At 71.9% G+C, this 15,101-nt stretch carries 11 protein-coding genes; 5 read left to right on the top strand and 6 right to left on the bottom strand.

Annotated features, from left to right (window positions below; all coding sequences use genetic code 11):
• Nucleotides 1-37: 37 nt before the first annotated feature.
• The 6 genes from PV396_RS07095 to PV396_RS07070 all read right to left on the bottom strand — a co-directional run bounded on the left by PV396_RS07095 (nt 38) and on the right by PV396_RS07070 (nt 7,153).
• Entirely contained in the window at nt 38-1,057 is a 1,020-nt protein-coding gene (locus tag PV396_RS07095) for an Acg family FMN-binding oxidoreductase (RefSeq protein WP_319201536.1), read from the bottom strand.
• Nucleotides 1,058-1,091: 34 nt separating this feature from the next.
• Nucleotides 1,092-1,538: a hypothetical protein gene (locus tag PV396_RS07090; protein ID WP_319201534.1), complete on the bottom strand. Its 447-nt coding sequence runs from the start codon at nt 1,536-1,538 to the stop codon at nt 1,092-1,094.
• Nucleotides 1,538-4,153, bottom strand: a complete 2,616-nt coding sequence (locus PV396_RS07085; protein ID WP_319201532.1) for a multicopper oxidase domain-containing protein — start codon at nt 4,151-4,153, stop codon at nt 1,538-1,540. The genes PV396_RS07090 and PV396_RS07085 overlap by 1 nt, the downstream gene beginning before the upstream one ends.
• Entirely contained in the window at nt 4,134-5,408 is a 1,275-nt protein-coding gene (locus PV396_RS07080) for a TIGR04053 family radical SAM/SPASM domain-containing protein (RefSeq protein ID WP_319201530.1), read from the bottom strand. Before PV396_RS07080 ends, PV396_RS07085 begins: the two co-directional genes overlap by 20 nt.
• A gap of 306 nt (nt 5,409-5,714) precedes the next feature.
• Nucleotides 5,715-6,218, bottom strand: coding sequence for a hypothetical protein (locus tag PV396_RS07075; protein WP_319201529.1), 504 nt, complete (start codon nt 6,216-6,218; stop codon nt 5,715-5,717).
• Nucleotides 6,219-6,319: 101 nt separating this feature from the next.
• Entirely contained in the window at nt 6,320-7,153 is an 834-nt protein-coding gene (locus PV396_RS07070; RefSeq protein ID WP_319201527.1) for a DUF2249 domain-containing protein, read from the bottom strand.
• 400 nt (nt 7,154-7,553) lie between these two features.
• Here PV396_RS07070 and PV396_RS07065 point away from each other — a divergent pair, with 400 nt between their 5' ends.
• The 5 genes from PV396_RS07065 to PV396_RS07045 are packed head-to-tail and all read left to right on the top strand — an operon-like array spanning nt 7,554 to nt 15,000.
• The gene (locus PV396_RS07065) at nt 7,554-11,255 is read left to right on the top strand and encodes a nitrate reductase subunit alpha (RefSeq protein WP_319201525.1); all 3,702 of its coding nucleotides are present in this window, start codon (nt 7,554-7,556) and stop codon (nt 11,253-11,255) included.
• A gap of 1 nt (nt 11,256) precedes the next feature.
• Nucleotides 11,257-12,801 (top strand): nitrate reductase subunit beta, encoded by a 1,545-nt coding sequence (gene narH / locus PV396_RS07060; RefSeq protein ID WP_319201523.1) that lies wholly within the window; start codon nt 11,257-11,259, stop codon nt 12,799-12,801.
• Nucleotides 12,798-13,589: a nitrate reductase molybdenum cofactor assembly chaperone gene (gene narJ, locus PV396_RS07055; protein WP_319201522.1), complete on the top strand. Its 792-nt coding sequence runs from the start codon at nt 12,798-12,800 to the stop codon at nt 13,587-13,589. Before narH ends, narJ begins: the two co-directional genes overlap by 4 nt.
• Nucleotides 13,586-14,368 (top strand): respiratory nitrate reductase subunit gamma, encoded by a 783-nt coding sequence (gene narI, locus PV396_RS07050; protein ID WP_319201520.1) that lies wholly within the window; start codon nt 13,586-13,588, stop codon nt 14,366-14,368. Before narJ ends, narI begins: the two co-directional genes overlap by 4 nt.
• Entirely contained in the window at nt 14,365-15,000 is a 636-nt protein-coding gene (locus tag PV396_RS07045; RefSeq protein ID WP_319201518.1) for a vitamin K epoxide reductase family protein, read from the top strand. Before narI ends, PV396_RS07045 begins: the two co-directional genes overlap by 4 nt.
• Nucleotides 15,001-15,101 lie beyond the last annotated feature (101 nt).

Raw genomic sequence — 15,101 nt, 5'->3', positions numbered from 1 at the left:
GCGGCGGCTGCACTGCTTCGCCACCAAGAGGAAAGACTCAGCTCGTTTCAGAATCGGTTGCGGGTGGTACTGCCGGGCGGACACCGCAGCGCCCGGGTGCTCGCGGAGTGCGGGCGCCGTCCGGGCCGTAGCCGAACCGGATCAGCATCTGCGGATGGCACCGTTGGTGTCGCGGGACAGCCGTCGCGGCCCGCAGGTCGGGCCATTCCATGGCCTGGTGCAGGAGTGAGGTGCGCAGCCCGTGGGCGGTCGCCGTGAGCAGGACATACTGCAGGGCCTGGCCGGCTCGCAGCCAGTCCTCCCGGCGGTCGTGGGGCGTCCACAGCAGGGCCGCCTGGACGTGGCGTTCGAACCACAGGGCGGGCAGGCGGAGGGCGGGCAGCGCGGCGGTGAAGTCCCGCACCGGCATCCGTCGGCCCGCGTCGGGCGGGCCGAGGGCGGTGACGGGGATGCCGTAGGGGGCGTCTGTTCCCGGGGCGGTGAGCCAGGTGCGGGTTTCTGCGGTGCGGTCCGGGTGGGAGTGGTCGCGTGCCTCGGCCGCCGCGGTCAGGCGCAGCAGCCGCCGCGTTCCGGCGATGTCCGGCACGTGCAGGCGTGCGCCGGCGGCGTGCGCGGCCGAGCCCATTTGCGCCACGATCGGCTCGGGCACCGGGCGGCCGGTGAACGGCATCCGGCTGGTGTGCCGCCGTGCGATCGCCTCGTAGAGACCGGGGTCCGCCAACTGGTCGTCCGCGCCGAGCGGTTCAGTCAGTCGTACGGTGGCCAGCAGCCCTGGTCGGCGTGGATCCGGCAGCAGTCGCACCTCCGGCCGCCGGCCCTGGTGGACGGCGGCGAGCCGGAGGTTGAGGACCGCCGCTCCCACGGACAAGTACTGGGCGCGGTGCGTCGGGTCGGTCAGCGGCAGTGTGCGCTCCGGCGCCGAGTGCACCTCCAGTGCCCGGTGGTCGGGGTCCAGGCGGAAGCGCCAGGGCTGGGTGTTGTGGATCGACGGGGCCGCCACGGCCGCCGCCAGGAGCGACTCCACGGTGGCGGCGTCCAGCCGGGATCGGGTACGCATGATGTCTCCTCTGTCTCTTCGTCGTGGCCGCGGGTCAGGTGGCGGGCAGGGCGGTGGCCAGCAGTACGACGCCGAGCGAGCCGACGAGGGAAACCACCGCCAGGATGCGGGCCAGTTCGGCGCGGCCCTTGGCGTGGGCGATGCCGTGTCCGGCCGCGGCGATCATCACCACGACGAACACGGCGAGTTTGGTCGCGAGGGTTCGACCGTAGCCGGGTTCGGCGAGTGAGGCCCAGGTGACTCCCCGGTGCCAGGCCATGGCCCAGCCGGTGGCCAGTTGCACCGGCAGGAACAGCGCCCCGGTCAGCATGCCGAAGCGGCGGCCGGCTGCCGCGGTGAAGCGGTCCTTGGTCTCCGGGGCGAGCAGGTGGCGGGCCAGCGGCAGGATCACCAGGGAGAGGGCGAGTTGGCCGCCGACCCACAGGGCGGCGCCGGCCACGTGCGCGAACCGCACCAGGGACCACCAGCCGACGGTGTCCATCAGTGGCTCACCTCCACCATGCCGTGCGCGCCGGCTTCGGCGTGGCGCATGTCGTGGTCGACGAACGCGTAGTGGCCGGCCTCGGGGAACGTCGTCTCGCCGAAGCCGCCCTGCGCCGTGGCCAGGTCCAGCACCTGGGCACCGCCCGGCTGGTTGGGCTTGAGCAGGTAGGCGCCTTCCTTGTACACGGTGTCGAAGACGGTGCCGACGATGTGGAAGGCGATGCCGTCGCTGGGGCCGGCGGCAACCACCCAGAAGCGGGCACGCTCGCCGGCCTTCACCTGGAGGGGCCGCTTGGTGTACTGGTTGGCGACGCCGTTGAACACCCAGGCGTCCGGGGTGTTCTGGCGCATCTTCGTCACCTGGGCCGTACTGCCGGGCGTGCCGAGGTAGAGCGCGGAGGAGACCAGCACGTACTCGTGGTCGACTTTCGCCAGGCCGGGCGGGTCGATGATCACCGCGCCGTACATGCCGTTGCCCATGTGCTGGAGCATGGGTGCGGTGCTGCAGTGGTACAGCCATGATCCGGCCTTGTCGGCGCGGAAGCGGTAGACGAGCCGTTTGCCGGGCTGGATGGTGCGCATGGGCTTGTCGGGCGCGAGGGAACCGGCGTGGAAATCGATGCCGTGGCCCATGGCTGTGTCGTCGTTGACCAGGGTGACCTCGAAGACATCGCCGACCTTGCCGTGCAGGGTGGGGCCGGGAGCGGTGCCGCCAAAGGTCCACATCTGCTGCTTGACGCCCGGAGCGGCTTCGACCGTGGTGTGCGCGGCGTGCAGTTCGATCTTGTGGACCGTCCCGCCGGGCACGGGGGCCAGGGCGGCGTCGCGTGGCCGCCATCCGGTGGAGAAGTCGGCGGAGAGGTCCGGGCCACCGTCGGTGGTGGCGGTCGTGAAGTGGCCGTCGTGCGCGTCCGCGTCGTCGGTGGAACCGGTGACGACGATGTCCATCGTCATCCCGGCCGCCCGGTGGCCCGGCAGAGTGCACCATGCCTCGCGGTTCTCGGTGACCGGTCCGAGGCCGAGGGTGCGGGTGTGGCCCTTGGCGAGCATCGGGGTGGTGGGGCCGTCCTCGACCTTGAGGTCGTGGCGCTGGGCGTCGGTGTTGGTGACCTTCAGCTTCAAGGCGGTGCCCGCGGTGACCTCGATCCGGGCCGGGCGGATGCGCATGTCGGCGAGGGTGACGGCGACGGTGCGGGTGGTCCCGGCTCCCGCGCCTGCCGCCCCGGCGGCGCTCGCCTCGCCGCTGGTGTCCCCGCCGCTGTTGGCCACGAGCACGGCCAGCACGATCAGTACGGTCCCGGCGGCCGTGCCCCACAGGACCGGACGCCGCGACGCATCGCCCGGCTCCGTGTCCTGGAGGAGACCCCGTCCGCTGTGGACCAGCACACGCACGGCGAGGGCGAGGAAAGCGGCCCCGGCCCCGCCGGCCAGCAGCATGCCCGCCGTGCCGAGGGGCTTGGGCAGCGGCGACGCCAGCAGGGCCACGCCGAGGTTGAGCGCGCTCAGCCGCGGCACCCAGCCCCACTCCAGCACCGCCCGCAGCGCAGCCCGCTCCTTGGGGCCGCTGGACAGCACGATGGGCAGCAAGTAGGTGAGGGCTCCGATGAGGACCTGCGCGACGAGACCGACGAGCAGGAGCGGGAGGAGAGAGCCGATGTCGTCCCGGACCTCGGCGAGCGGCCGTGCGGTCAGGAGCACCAGGTCCACCGTCACGCCGACGCACAGCCATCCCATGGCTGCGGCCAGCATCGACGCGGCGGCCGCGGAGATCGCGGGCCGCCGGCGCACCGTACGGGCGAACAGTTGCGCCGCGACGACGACGCCGGCCGCGTAGCCCGCGATGCCGAGTGCGGCGGCGGGGCGCCAGCCGGCCGACAGTCCGGTGACGGCGGTCAGCAGCCCGCCCCCGGTCAGCACCAGCACCCGGCGTGCCAGCCGGGTGGTGCGCTCGGCCATGCGTACGCCCAGCACGGTGGGCCACAGCATGAACAGCGTGCCCAGCACGGGCAGTCCGGTCCAGCCGAGGAGCGTGACGTGCACGTGCGCCAGCTTCAGCCCGCTGTAGTGCTCCGGGCCGGCCTTGCCGGTGGCCAGCAGCCAGCCCAGCACCGCGCCGATGACCAGTGCCACCGCCGCGGCCCGGTAGTAGTCGGCGATCGGGGCGAGCCGTCCGCCCAGCGCGCTCCGGCCCATGCGGACCAGCACCAACAGGTGCGCGGTGACCGCGGTGACCAGCAGCGCGCACCCGGCACCGGTCAGGACGGGCAGGTCGGCCCACACGCCGGTGAGGACGCCCACGACCCCGATGTTGACGCCCGCCAGCCGGGCGTTGCTCCACCGCCGGTCGGGCAGCCGCGCGTGGAGCATGGCGACGGCGAAGTGCTCGCTCCACACGACGATCGCCGTGGTGGCGGCGCCGAGCAGGAACAGGTGAATGGCCAGCCAGCGGGCCACGGGCAGTGTCTGCTGGATGCTCGCCGCCAGTAGCGCGAGCACCACCCAGGCCGCGACCAGGATGTGAGCGCCCAGGTGGCGGCCGCGCGGGCCGGACGCCTTGAACCTGTTGGGCGGGCGGCCATCGGCCACGGCCGGATCATCGTTCTTGCTGTACACGGTGCTCCTTGCCGCCCTCGGCGGCGGTCGGACCGGGACGGGCCGGCGAGGGCGCGCCTGTGTCGCCGGACAACAGCGCGGCCAGTTCCCGCTGGTGCGGGAAGGAACCGGGGACGTAGCCGCACCACGGCTCCTCGGCGAACGGGTCGCCGGTGACGCCGTAGGCGCGGGAGCGGGAGCCGCCGCAGACGCGGCGGAACTCGCAGCGCCCGCACCGGCCGCCGAGCATGTCGGCGGCGCGCAGGCCGGTGAACAGCGGTGAGGTGCGGTATATCGACGTCAGCGGGCTCTCCCGCACGCTTCCCGCGCTCAGCGGCAGGAAGCCGCTGGGGTGCACGGTGCCGGTGTGCGAGACGAAGACGAACCCCCGGCCCGCGTTGACGTCCAGCGGCGGACGCCGGACCCGGCGCGTGCCGGCGTCCAGGCCCAGGACGGCGGCCCGATCGGTCAACTCCTGGTACAGCGGCCCGAGTCCGAGTACGGACACGTGGTCGTCGCCGGTGGCGGCGAGGACCTGGCGCTGCAGGGCGACGCGGCGGAAGTGGTGGGCCTCGGTGGTCTTGGCGGGCACGGTCAGGCCGACGTCGTAGACGAAGTTGAGCACGTCCTCCACCTCGCCCGGCGTCAGCGCGCCGAGAGTGCGGCCGCGGCCTGTGGGTACCAGGAAGAAGGCGCTCCACAGCATCGCCCCGTGCTCGGCGACCAGGCGGACGATGTCGGGCAGGTCATGCAGGTTGTGCCGGGCGACCGTGGTGTTGATCTGCACTCTCATGCCGAGGGCACGGGCGGCGTCCCAGGCGTCCAGGGTCCAGCGGAACACCCCGGGCACCCCGCGGAAGGCGTCGTGGAGTTCGGCGGTGGAGCCGTCCAGGCTGAGCGAGAGCCCGGACGCGCCCGCAACGTGCACGGCCCGCAGCCGCTCCTCGGTGAGCGTCGGTGTACCGGAGGGGGACACGGCCACCCGGACCCCGATCTCCCTGCCGTAGGCGATGAGTTCGGTCAGGTCGGGGCGCTGGAAAGGGTCGCCGCCGGTGATCACGAACAGCGGGGCGGGCTGCCCGAAGGCGGCCACCTGGCGCAGCAGGTCCTTGGCGGCGGCGGTGTCCAGCTCGTGTGGGTCGCGGTCGGGCACGGCATCGGCCCGGCAGTGCAGGCAGGCCAGCGGGCAGGCCCTGGTGGACTCCCAGATGACGATGAACGGGCGGTCGGCCGCGTCGTGCCGTTGGCGGCGGACGGCGTGAGCAGCGGCGCTCATCGGCCGGCCCTTCCCAGCGCTCTCACGCTGTGTCCGGCCGTCCTGGAGTCAGGGCAGACGAGGCGGGCGGCCGGACGATGGCCGGGCCGGACCGTGCGCGGCACCCACCGCGAGCAACAGCGGTGGAATCGGCCTTGAGGGTGGTCGATGTGGTCGGGCACGGGATTACCTCCGGATCGGTCGCCGTCAGCATCCACCGGCGGCGGTGGCCGGCGCGGCGGCCGATGGTCGTCACGGACAGGGCCGACAGTCCCTCTTCGCGCGAGGTGCGGCAGGGCCAGCCGGGCCATCAAAGCCGCGGCAGGGTCAGGCCTGGTTCGACGGGCGGGGAGTCAGGGCGTCCGCGGTGGCCACCAGCGCGGCCCCCAGGCCGGTGAGTGCGACGCCCAGGCCCGTGACCAGGGTCGTGAGGTGCCATGCCTGGTGGGCGGACATCAGCGAGGCGCGCAGGGACTGGCCCATGAACGCGGTCTGGCGCAGCTCGGTGAGCTTCTCGTCGTCGCCTCCGGCGGCGTGCAGCTCCGCGGTGATCTCCGCGTAGGCGCGGCCGCCGGTGGCCTTGACGAGGTTGCCCTTGATGAACTGGGCGTAGGCGTGCGCCTCGGGGCCGGTTTCCACCCGGCGGCCGGCGTAGGCGGAGAGGTCGGCGGGCAGCCCGCGCTCGGGGAAGGTGATCTTCTGGGCGGCCAGCTCGGTACGTATCTCCTTCCTGCCGCTGCGGCCGCGCCACAGCATGACCGGTCCGGTGACTACCAGGGCTGCGCCGACCGTCCCGAGCAGGGTGCCGGCTCGGCGGTGCGATCCGTCCATGACGCGCTGTCCTTCTCTTTTACGTGTGTCTACGGGTGTGGCGGGTGCGGGCGCGCAGGGTGGAGCACATCCCGAGCCCTCGGGTGGGCGGTGGCGCCGGATCAGCGGTGGCTGAGCCGCAGCCGCCAGGCTTCGGGGCCGCGTTCCAGGTACTCCACCGAGAACACCCCCGGGCTGCGCTGCTCGATCTGCGCGAGCAGCGGCAGCGGGTCGTGAGGGGCGACCAGCACCATCGCGGTGCCCGCCGGGACGGCGTCGAGGGCGCCGAACACCGTGGCGTGACGTATGGCGTGCGGCACGTCCCGGACGTCCAGTCGGGGTTCGTTATCCTCCTCCCCGCCGCCGCAGCCGCACACTCCGCCGCAGCCGCCGCTCTCGTCGGTCTGCCGTTCGTCCATGTCGTGGCCTTCCTCGTGGTGCTGGTCCTGGGTTGCGCCCTGGGTGGACGAGTCGTTGGCGAGCCGGTGGTGCATGTCCGCGAGCAGCTGCGCCAGAGGGACGTCGGGCGTCATGGCGAGCAGCGGCAGCACGAGGCCGTTCTCCTTGGCCAGGTGCTCCTCGAAGAGCACCTGCAGGGCCCGGGCGTCGGCCGCGGAATCCGCCGCAGTGGGTGCGGCGCGCAGGGCGTCGACGAGCGTGGCGAGGCAGCGGTGTTCGCCGATCAGGCTCTCGACGAGCAGACGGGCCTCGGGCATGCGGTGGGCGGCGGGGTAGAGCTCGGCTTCCTCGGCCGCGGCATGGGGCAGGAGCGAGCGGTCACAGAAGGCCGCAAGACCGGCGTGGATCTTCTCGGCGGCGCTCGGGTCGCGGTCCACGGCGGTGAGCAGCATTTTCACCCGTCCGGCCAGTTCGCCGGCCAGTCGGGCGTGGTGTGCCTCGGCTGATCGCAGGGCCGTGGCGTCCTCAGGGGTCGAGGCAAGGGTCAGCTCGCTCATGGCGGTGTCTCCAGCAGGTCGGGCCGGCGCAGCCGGCCCATGCGGTGGGCAATGGGATCCGAAGCGCCGGGGCGGGGGCGGATGCCGCGTCCGGCCGCACGGGGCGGCCGGACGCACGACCGAAACGTGCGCCACACGCCGTACGCGCTGTGCCTGCGGCGGCCGGGGACGGGGGAATTGGCCGCCCGGCAGGCACGGAATGCGGTCGTACGGATGGGCATCTGCGGTTCGATCAGTGCCCAGCATGCATGCCAGGCACAGCCGACTCCCCCGCCGACCGGACCCCAGCACAGGGACCATTGGTCCCTGTTGCGACCGGCCGGATGGGGCCGGAAGGTCGTCCGGCGGGGACCGCCGGCCCCAAGTGCACCATGGCCTGCGGCTTCTAGCGTTCCTCACCATGGAGAACGATCAGCACGCACGACGCAAGGCGTCAGGTACCGGTGAGGGCTGGCCGCTGGCCGCCCGCAGACTGCTCACCCGCAGCGAGGTGTCGGCCGACGGACGCGCCGTGTTCGGTGAAGGCGACCCGAAGTGGGAGAGCTTCTACCGGGACCGGTGGGCCCACGACAAGGTGGTGCGCTCCACGCACGGCGTCAACTGCACCGGTTCCTGCTCGTGGATGGTGTACGTCAAGGACGGCATCATCACCTGGGAGCACCAGGCCACCGACTACCCCTCGATCGGCGCCGACTGCCCCGAGTACGAGCCGCGCGGCTGCCCCCGCGGGGCGTCGTTCTCCTGGTACACCTACTCGCCCAGCCGGGTCCGCTACCCCTATGTGCGGGGCGCGTTGCTGAAGCTGTGGCGCGAGGCGCGTAAGCGGCTCGGCGATCCGGTGGCGGCCTGGGCCGAGATCACCGGCGACCCGGCGAAGGCCCGCGCCTACAAGCGGGCCCGCGGCAAGGGCGGCCTGGTGCGCGCCGACTGGGACGAGGTCAGCGAGCTGATCGCCGCCGCCCAGGTGCACACCGTCAAGGCGTACGGCCCCGACCGCGTCGCGGGCTTCTCGCCCATCCCGGCGATGTCCATGGCGTCGTTCGCGGCCGGGGCCCGGTTCCACTCGCTGATCGGCGGCACCCTGCTGTCGTTCTACGACTGGTACGCGGACCTGCCGATCGCCTCGCCGCAGGTCTTCGGCGACCAGACGGATGTGCCAGAGGCCGCGGACTGGTGGAACGCCGGCTACCTGATCATGTGGGGCTCCAACATCCCCGTGACCCGCACTCCGGACGCGCACTTTCTCACCGAGACCCGCTACAACGGCACGAAGGTCGTCGCGGTCAGCCCCGACTACGCCGACAACGTCAAACACGCCGACGAGTGGCTCGCCCCGCATCCGGGCACGGACGGGGCGCTGGCGATGGCCATGGGGCATGTGATCCTGCGCGAGTTCCTCGTCGACCGCGAAGTGCCGTACTTCCAGGACTACATGCGCAAGTTCACCGATGCGCCGTTCCTGGTGACCCTGCGTGAGCACAACGACCACGGTCTCGTCCCCGACGGGTTCCTGACCGCCGCCGACCTCGGCCACGACACGGAGAACGCCGGGTCCAAGACGGTTCTTCTGGACGGGGCCACGGGCGAACCGGTGGTCCCCAACGGCTCGCTCGGCTTCCGGTGGGGGGAGGCCGGGCGAGGCCGCTGGAACCTGGACCTGGGCGACGTCGTGCCCGAGTTGAGCCTGCTGGAGCGGGCCGAGGAGACGGCCGAGGTCGCGCTGCCCCGCTTCGACGAGGGCACCACCGAGGGCGGCTCAGTCCTGGTGCGCGGGGTGCCGGTGCGCCGGGTCGGCGGCCGGCTCGTCACCACCGTCTTCGACCTCATGCTGGCCCAGTACGGGGTGCGGCGGCCCGGTCTGCCGGGCAGTTGGCCGTCGTCGTACGAAGACCCGTCCGAGCCCTGCACCCCGGCCTGGCAGGAGACCATCACCTCCGTCCCCGCCGAGCAAGCCGCTCGTATCGCGCGCGAGTTCGCCCGCAACGCCGAACGCACGAACGGCCGGTCGATGATCGCCCTCGGTGCCGGCACCAACCACTGGTTCCACTCCGACACCATCTACCGCGCCTTCCTCGCGCTGACCACCATGACCGGCTGCCAGGGCGTCAACGGGGGCGGCTGGGCACACTACGTCGGGCAGGAGAAGGTCCGCCCGGTCACCGGGCAGCAGCACCTGTCGTTCGCCTTCGACTGGCAGCGGCCCACCCGGCACATGGCGGGCACCTCGTACTGGTACCTGAACTCCGACCAGTGGCGCTACGAGGCGTTCGGGCCCCAGGAGCTGGCTTCCCCGCTCGGGGAGGGGCGGTTCCAGGGCAAGGGGTTCGCCGACTGCCTGGCGCAGGCCGTACGGCTGGGCTGGACACCCGGCCACCCCGGCTTCAACCGCAACCCGCTCGACCTGACGGACGAGGCGGCGGCCGCGGACCGCCCGGTCGCCGAGCACATCGTCGACGAGCTGAAGTCCGGGCGGCTGCGCTTCGCCGTCGAGGACCCCGACGACCCGGCCAACTTCCCCCGCGTGCTGACGGTGTGGCGGGCGAACCTGCTGGGCTCCTCGGGCAAGGGCAACGAGTACTTCCTGCGCCACCTGCTGGGCACGGACGCGGCGGTCCGCTCCGAGGAGACCCCGCCCGAGCACCGGCCGAAGGACGTGGTGTGGCGGGAGGACGCGCCCGAGGGCAAGCTCGACCTGCTGGTCACCATGGACTTCCGAATGACCTCCACCAGCCTGCTCTCCGACGTCGTCCTGCCGGCCGCGACCTGGTACGAGAAGGACGACCTGTCCAGCACGGACATGCACCCCTTCGTGCACGCCTTCACCCCGGCCATCGCCCCGCCCTGGCAGGCCCGCACCGACTACGACACCTTCCTCACCCTCGCCGACAGGTTCAGCGAGCTGGCCGCCGAGCACCTGGGCACCCGTACCGACGTCCTCGCGGTCCCGCTGCTGCACGACACCCCCGACGAACTCGCCCAGCCCGGTGGGGCGGTGCGGGACTGGAAGGCCGGTGAGTGCGAGCCGGTGCCCGGCCGGACCATGCCGAAGCTGGTCGTGATCGAACGGGACTACACCGCGATCGCGCAGAAGATGCGCGCCGTCGGCCCGCTGCTCGACACCCTCGGCACCACCACCAAGGGCATCACCGTCCACCCCGACCAGGAGATCGAAGACCTTCGACACCGCAACGGCACCGTACGGGACGGGATCGCCGCCGGGCGGCCCTCCCTGGCCACCGCCTCCGACATGTGCGAGGCGATCCTCGCCCTGTCCGGCACCACCAACGGCCGCCTGGCCACGGAGGGCTTCCGCGAGATGGAGCGGCAGACCGGCAGCGAGGGCCTGGTGGAACTCGCCGCCGAACGCGAGGCCGAGCGCATCACCTTCCCCGACACCCGCACCCAGCCCCGCTCCGTGATCACCTCCTACGAGTGGTCCGGCTCGGAGACCGGTGGGCGCCGCTACTCGCCGTTCGTCATCAACACCGAGCACAAGAAGCCCTGGCACACCCTCACCGGCCGCCAGCACTTCTTCGTCCAGCACGACTGGATCGCCGAACTCGGCGAGCAACTCCCCGTCTACCGGCCGCCGTTGAACACGCCCAAGCACTACGGCAACGAGCACCTGGGCGACAACGGCCGGGCGGAGGTGACCGTCCGCTATCTGACCCCGCACTCGAAGTGGTCCATCCACTCGAACTACCAGGACAACAAGTACATGCTCGACCTGTCGCGCGGCGGACCCACGATCTGGATGTCCACCGCCGACGCCGAGAAGATCGGCGTGAAGGACAACGAGTGGATCGAGGCGTACAACCGCAACGGCGTCGTCGCCGCCCGGGCCGTGGTCACCCACCGCATGCCCGAGGGCACGGTGTACATGTACCACGCCCAGGACCGCAACGTGAACGTGCCGAAGACCGAGGTCAGCGGCAAGCGCGGCGGCATCCACAACTCGCTGACCCGTCTGCTGCTCAAGCCCACCCATCTCGCGGGCGGCTACGCGCAGTTCACCTACGCCTTCAACTACTACGGCCCGACCGGCAACCAGCGCGACGAGGTCACGGTCATCCGCCGTCGCTCGCAGGATGTGGAGTACTGACATGCGCGTGATGGCTCAGATCGCGATGGTGATGAACCTCGACAAGTGCATCGGCTGCCACACCTGCTCGGTCACCTGCAAGCAGACGTGGACCAACCGCACCGGCGTCGAGTACGCCTGGTTCAACAACGTCGAGACCAAACCCGGTGTCGGCTACCCCCGCCGCTACGAGGACCAGGAGCAGTGGAAGGGCGGCTGGATGCTCGACAAGCGCGGACGTCTCGTCCTGCGCTCAGGCGGCCGGATCAAGCGGCTCCTGTCCCTCTTCTCCAACCCCGACCTGCCGTCCATCGAGGACTACTACGAGCCGGTCACCTACGACTACGACAACCTGGTCAGCGCCCCCGCCCAGAAGGACATCCCCGTCGCCCGCCCGCGTTCCGTCCTCACCGGCAAGCCCACCGCCATCACCTGGGGCGCCAACTGGGAGGACGGCCTGGGCGGTGCGCCCGAGAACGCCGGCGGCGACCCGAACCTCAGCGGTGAGTGGGCGCAGAAGGTGAAGTTCGAGTTCGAGCAGACCTTCCTCTTCCACCTGCCCCGGCTGTGCGAGCACTGCCTCAACCCGGCCTGTGTGTCGGCCTGTCCGTCCGGCGCGATGTACAAGCGGGTCGAGGACGGCATCGTCCTGGTCGACCAGGACCGCTGCCGGGGCTGGCGCATGTGCGTGACGGCATGCCCGTACAAGAAGGTGTACGTCAACCACGCCACCGGCAAGGCCGAGAAGTGCACCTTCTGCTTCCCGCGCATCGAGGCCGGCCAGCCCACCGTCTGCTCCGAGACCTGCGTCGGACGGCTCCGCTACCTGGGGCTGCTCCTCTACGACGCCGACCGCGTCGGCGAGGCCGCAGCCACCCCGGACGAGAAGGACCTCCTCGACGCCCAGCGCGGCGTCTTCCTCGACCCGCACGACCCGGAAGTGCGCGCGGCAGCACGCGAGTCGGGCATCCCTGACGACTGGCTGGACGCCGCCCGCCGCTCCCCCGTGTACGACCTGGTCATGCGGTACAAGGTGGCGCTGCCGCTGCACCCGGAGTACCGGACGATGCCGATGGTCTGGTATGTGCCCCCGCTCTCCCCGGTCCTCGACGCCGTCGACGCGGCGGGCGGCAACCAGGACGACCCCGACCACGTCTTCGCCGCCGTCACCCGTCTGCGCATCCCGCTGGAGTACCTGGCGGAACTGTTCACCGCCGGGGACACCGACGTCGTCGCCGGTGTCCTGATGAAACTCACCGCGCTGCGCTCGTACATGCGCGAGCGCACCCTCGGTGAGGAGGGCGACGAGGCCGTGCTCGAGGCCGTCGGCCTGACCACACGGGAGGCGGAGGACCTGCACCGGCTGCTCGCCGTCGCCAAGTACGCCGACCGGTATGTCGTCCCGGCCGCGCACAAGGAGGACGCCGCCGCGCTGACCGCGATGGAGAACCGCTGCCCGGTCGAGTCCTCCGGCGACCCGCAGCCCGCCGACGGCCGCCGCGTGATGCTCGGCCTCCCCACCCTGCGCCGCCGTACACCCGAAGCCCCCGCCGGAGGACGTCCGTGAGCCCGCTGCCCGCCACCATTCCCGCCCTCGTCCGCACCCGCGTCCGCGCGGCCGTACGCCGCCCGGCCCGGCTCACACCTGCGGAGACGGCGGGCCGAGCCCTGATACTGCGGCTCGTGTCGCTGCTCCTGCAGTACCCCGACTCCGAACTGACCGCAGCACGCACGGAGTTGACCACGGTAGTGGCAGCCCTGCCGGCCACGCCCGCGGCGGAACACCTGGCCCGGTTCACCGACTGGTTCGCCGCAGAGGATCCCGAGGCGCTGGAGCGGCACTACGTCGAGATGTTCGACCTGCGCCGCAAGAGCAGTCTCTACCTCACCTACTACCTGCACGGCGACACCCGCCGCCGCGGCCTGGCCCTGCTCACCCTGAACCAGCGGTACAAGGCGGCGGGCTGGGACACCGACGGGGGCGAACTGCCCGACCACCTGCCGGTCGTGCTGGAGTTCGCCGCCCTCGTAGGGCCGGGTGGTGGCGAGGCACCATTGCGCCAGCACCGGCGCGGGCTGGAGCTGATCCACCAGGCGCTGACCGATGCCGACTCCCCGTACCGGCACGTCGTGGCCGCGTTGCTCACCCTGCTGCCGCCACCCACCGAGGCGGACCGCGCGGCGGTGGCCCAGCTCGTCGCCGAGGGCCCGCCGAACGAGGAGGTCGGCCTCGACCCCTACGGGACCTACGGGGACGGCGAGTTCGCCCCGCCGGGCACCTTCGTGCCGCCCGTCCCCGCCCCGCCGACCTGTGTGCCACCCGCTCCGACCAGCCGCACGGAAGGCCCCCGATGAACGCCGTACCCACCCCCCTGGCCACCGCGTCCACGAGCGGCGCAGACCTCCTGCTGTGGGTCGCCGTCCCCTACATCTGTCTCGCGGTGTTCGTCGTCGGGCACGTCTGGCGCTACCGGCACGACCAGTTCGGCTGGACCACCCACACCACCCAGCTCCTCGAACACCGCTGGCTGCGCTGGGGCAGCCCGCTCTTCCACCTCGGCGCCTTCATGGTGATCGCCGGGCACGTGGTGGGCCTCGCCATCCCCGACTCGTGGACCGAGGCCGTCGGCATCACCGAGCACGCGTACCACACCACGGCCGTGTGGGCCGGCTCCGTGGCCGGCGTGGCCATGGTCGCCGGCCTCGGCATGCTCTGCGCCCGCCGGCTGCTGACACGATCGATCCGGCTGGGCACCGACCGCAGCGACAAACTGCTCTTCCCACTGCTGTCCGCCACGGTCCTGCTGGGCATCACCGCCACCGCCGCCCACAACGTGTTCGGCCCCGGCTACGACTACCGCTCCACCATCTCCGTATGGTTCCGCGGCCTGTTCGTCCTCCAGCCGCAGCCCGAGGCAATCACCGGGGCCCCGCTGCTGTTCCAGCTGCACGCCCTGACCGCCTGCCTTCTCTTCGCCGCCTGGCCCTTCACCCGCCTCGTCCACGTGTGGAGCGCCCCCATCGGATACCTGGCCCGGCCTTACCTGGTCTACCGCAGGCGGGCCACACCGGCGTCGGCCCCGACAGCCGTCGGACAGTCCCGGTCGGCCTCCGGTTCCCGGCGAGCGGTATGAACCACGGACCCGCGCTCGCGCAGGACGCCACGACCGCCCAGCGCACGAACGCGGTGGGCGCGAGCCGCCGAACGGGCCTGGTCATGCTCGTCACCGGGATCGTCGGCTGGCTCGCCTCCTTCCAGCTCACCGCGGACGACTGGCGGCTCCTGAAGGACCCGGACTACCAACCGCCGTGCAACCTCAGTCCGGTCGTGAGTTGCGGCAGCGTCATGTCCAGCTCGCAGGGCAGCCTGTTCGGCTTCCCCAACATGCTGCTCGGCCTGGGGGCCTTCGCCGCCGTGGCCGCCTTGGGCGTGGCCGTGCTGTCCGGGGCGCGCCTGCACCGTCGGCTGTGGCTCGCGCTGGGCGCAGGGGCGCTGGCGGCGGTGGTGTTCGCGCACTGGCTCATCGGGCAGTCGCTCTACGAGCTCAACAAGCTCTGCCCCTACTGCGCCGTCGTCTGGGTCGTCACCATCGCCCTGTTCTGGTACCTGACGATGCACTGTCTGGAGCGAGGAATCGTCCCCGTGCCCAGAGGTGTACTCGCGGTCGTCCGGGACACGCACTGGATGCTGCTCGCCGCCTGGTACGGGGTGATCGCACTGCTCGTCCTCACCCGCTTCTGGGCGTACTGGAGCAGCCTGCTGTAGCCGGCCACCGCGCTCCGGACCACGTGCTCGCCGGTCACGGCGCGACCATGCGGCCCAGGCCGGCGCCTACGGCGCGGAGCCGATCCTCACACCGGCAGCCG

The organism is Streptomyces sp. ME02-8801-2C (genome assembly GCF_033793965.1).
In the GTDB taxonomy this organism is placed as follows: Bacteria; Actinomycetota; Actinomycetes; order Streptomycetales; family Streptomycetaceae; genus Streptomyces.
This window is presented reverse-complemented; position numbering and strand designations above follow the sequence as displayed.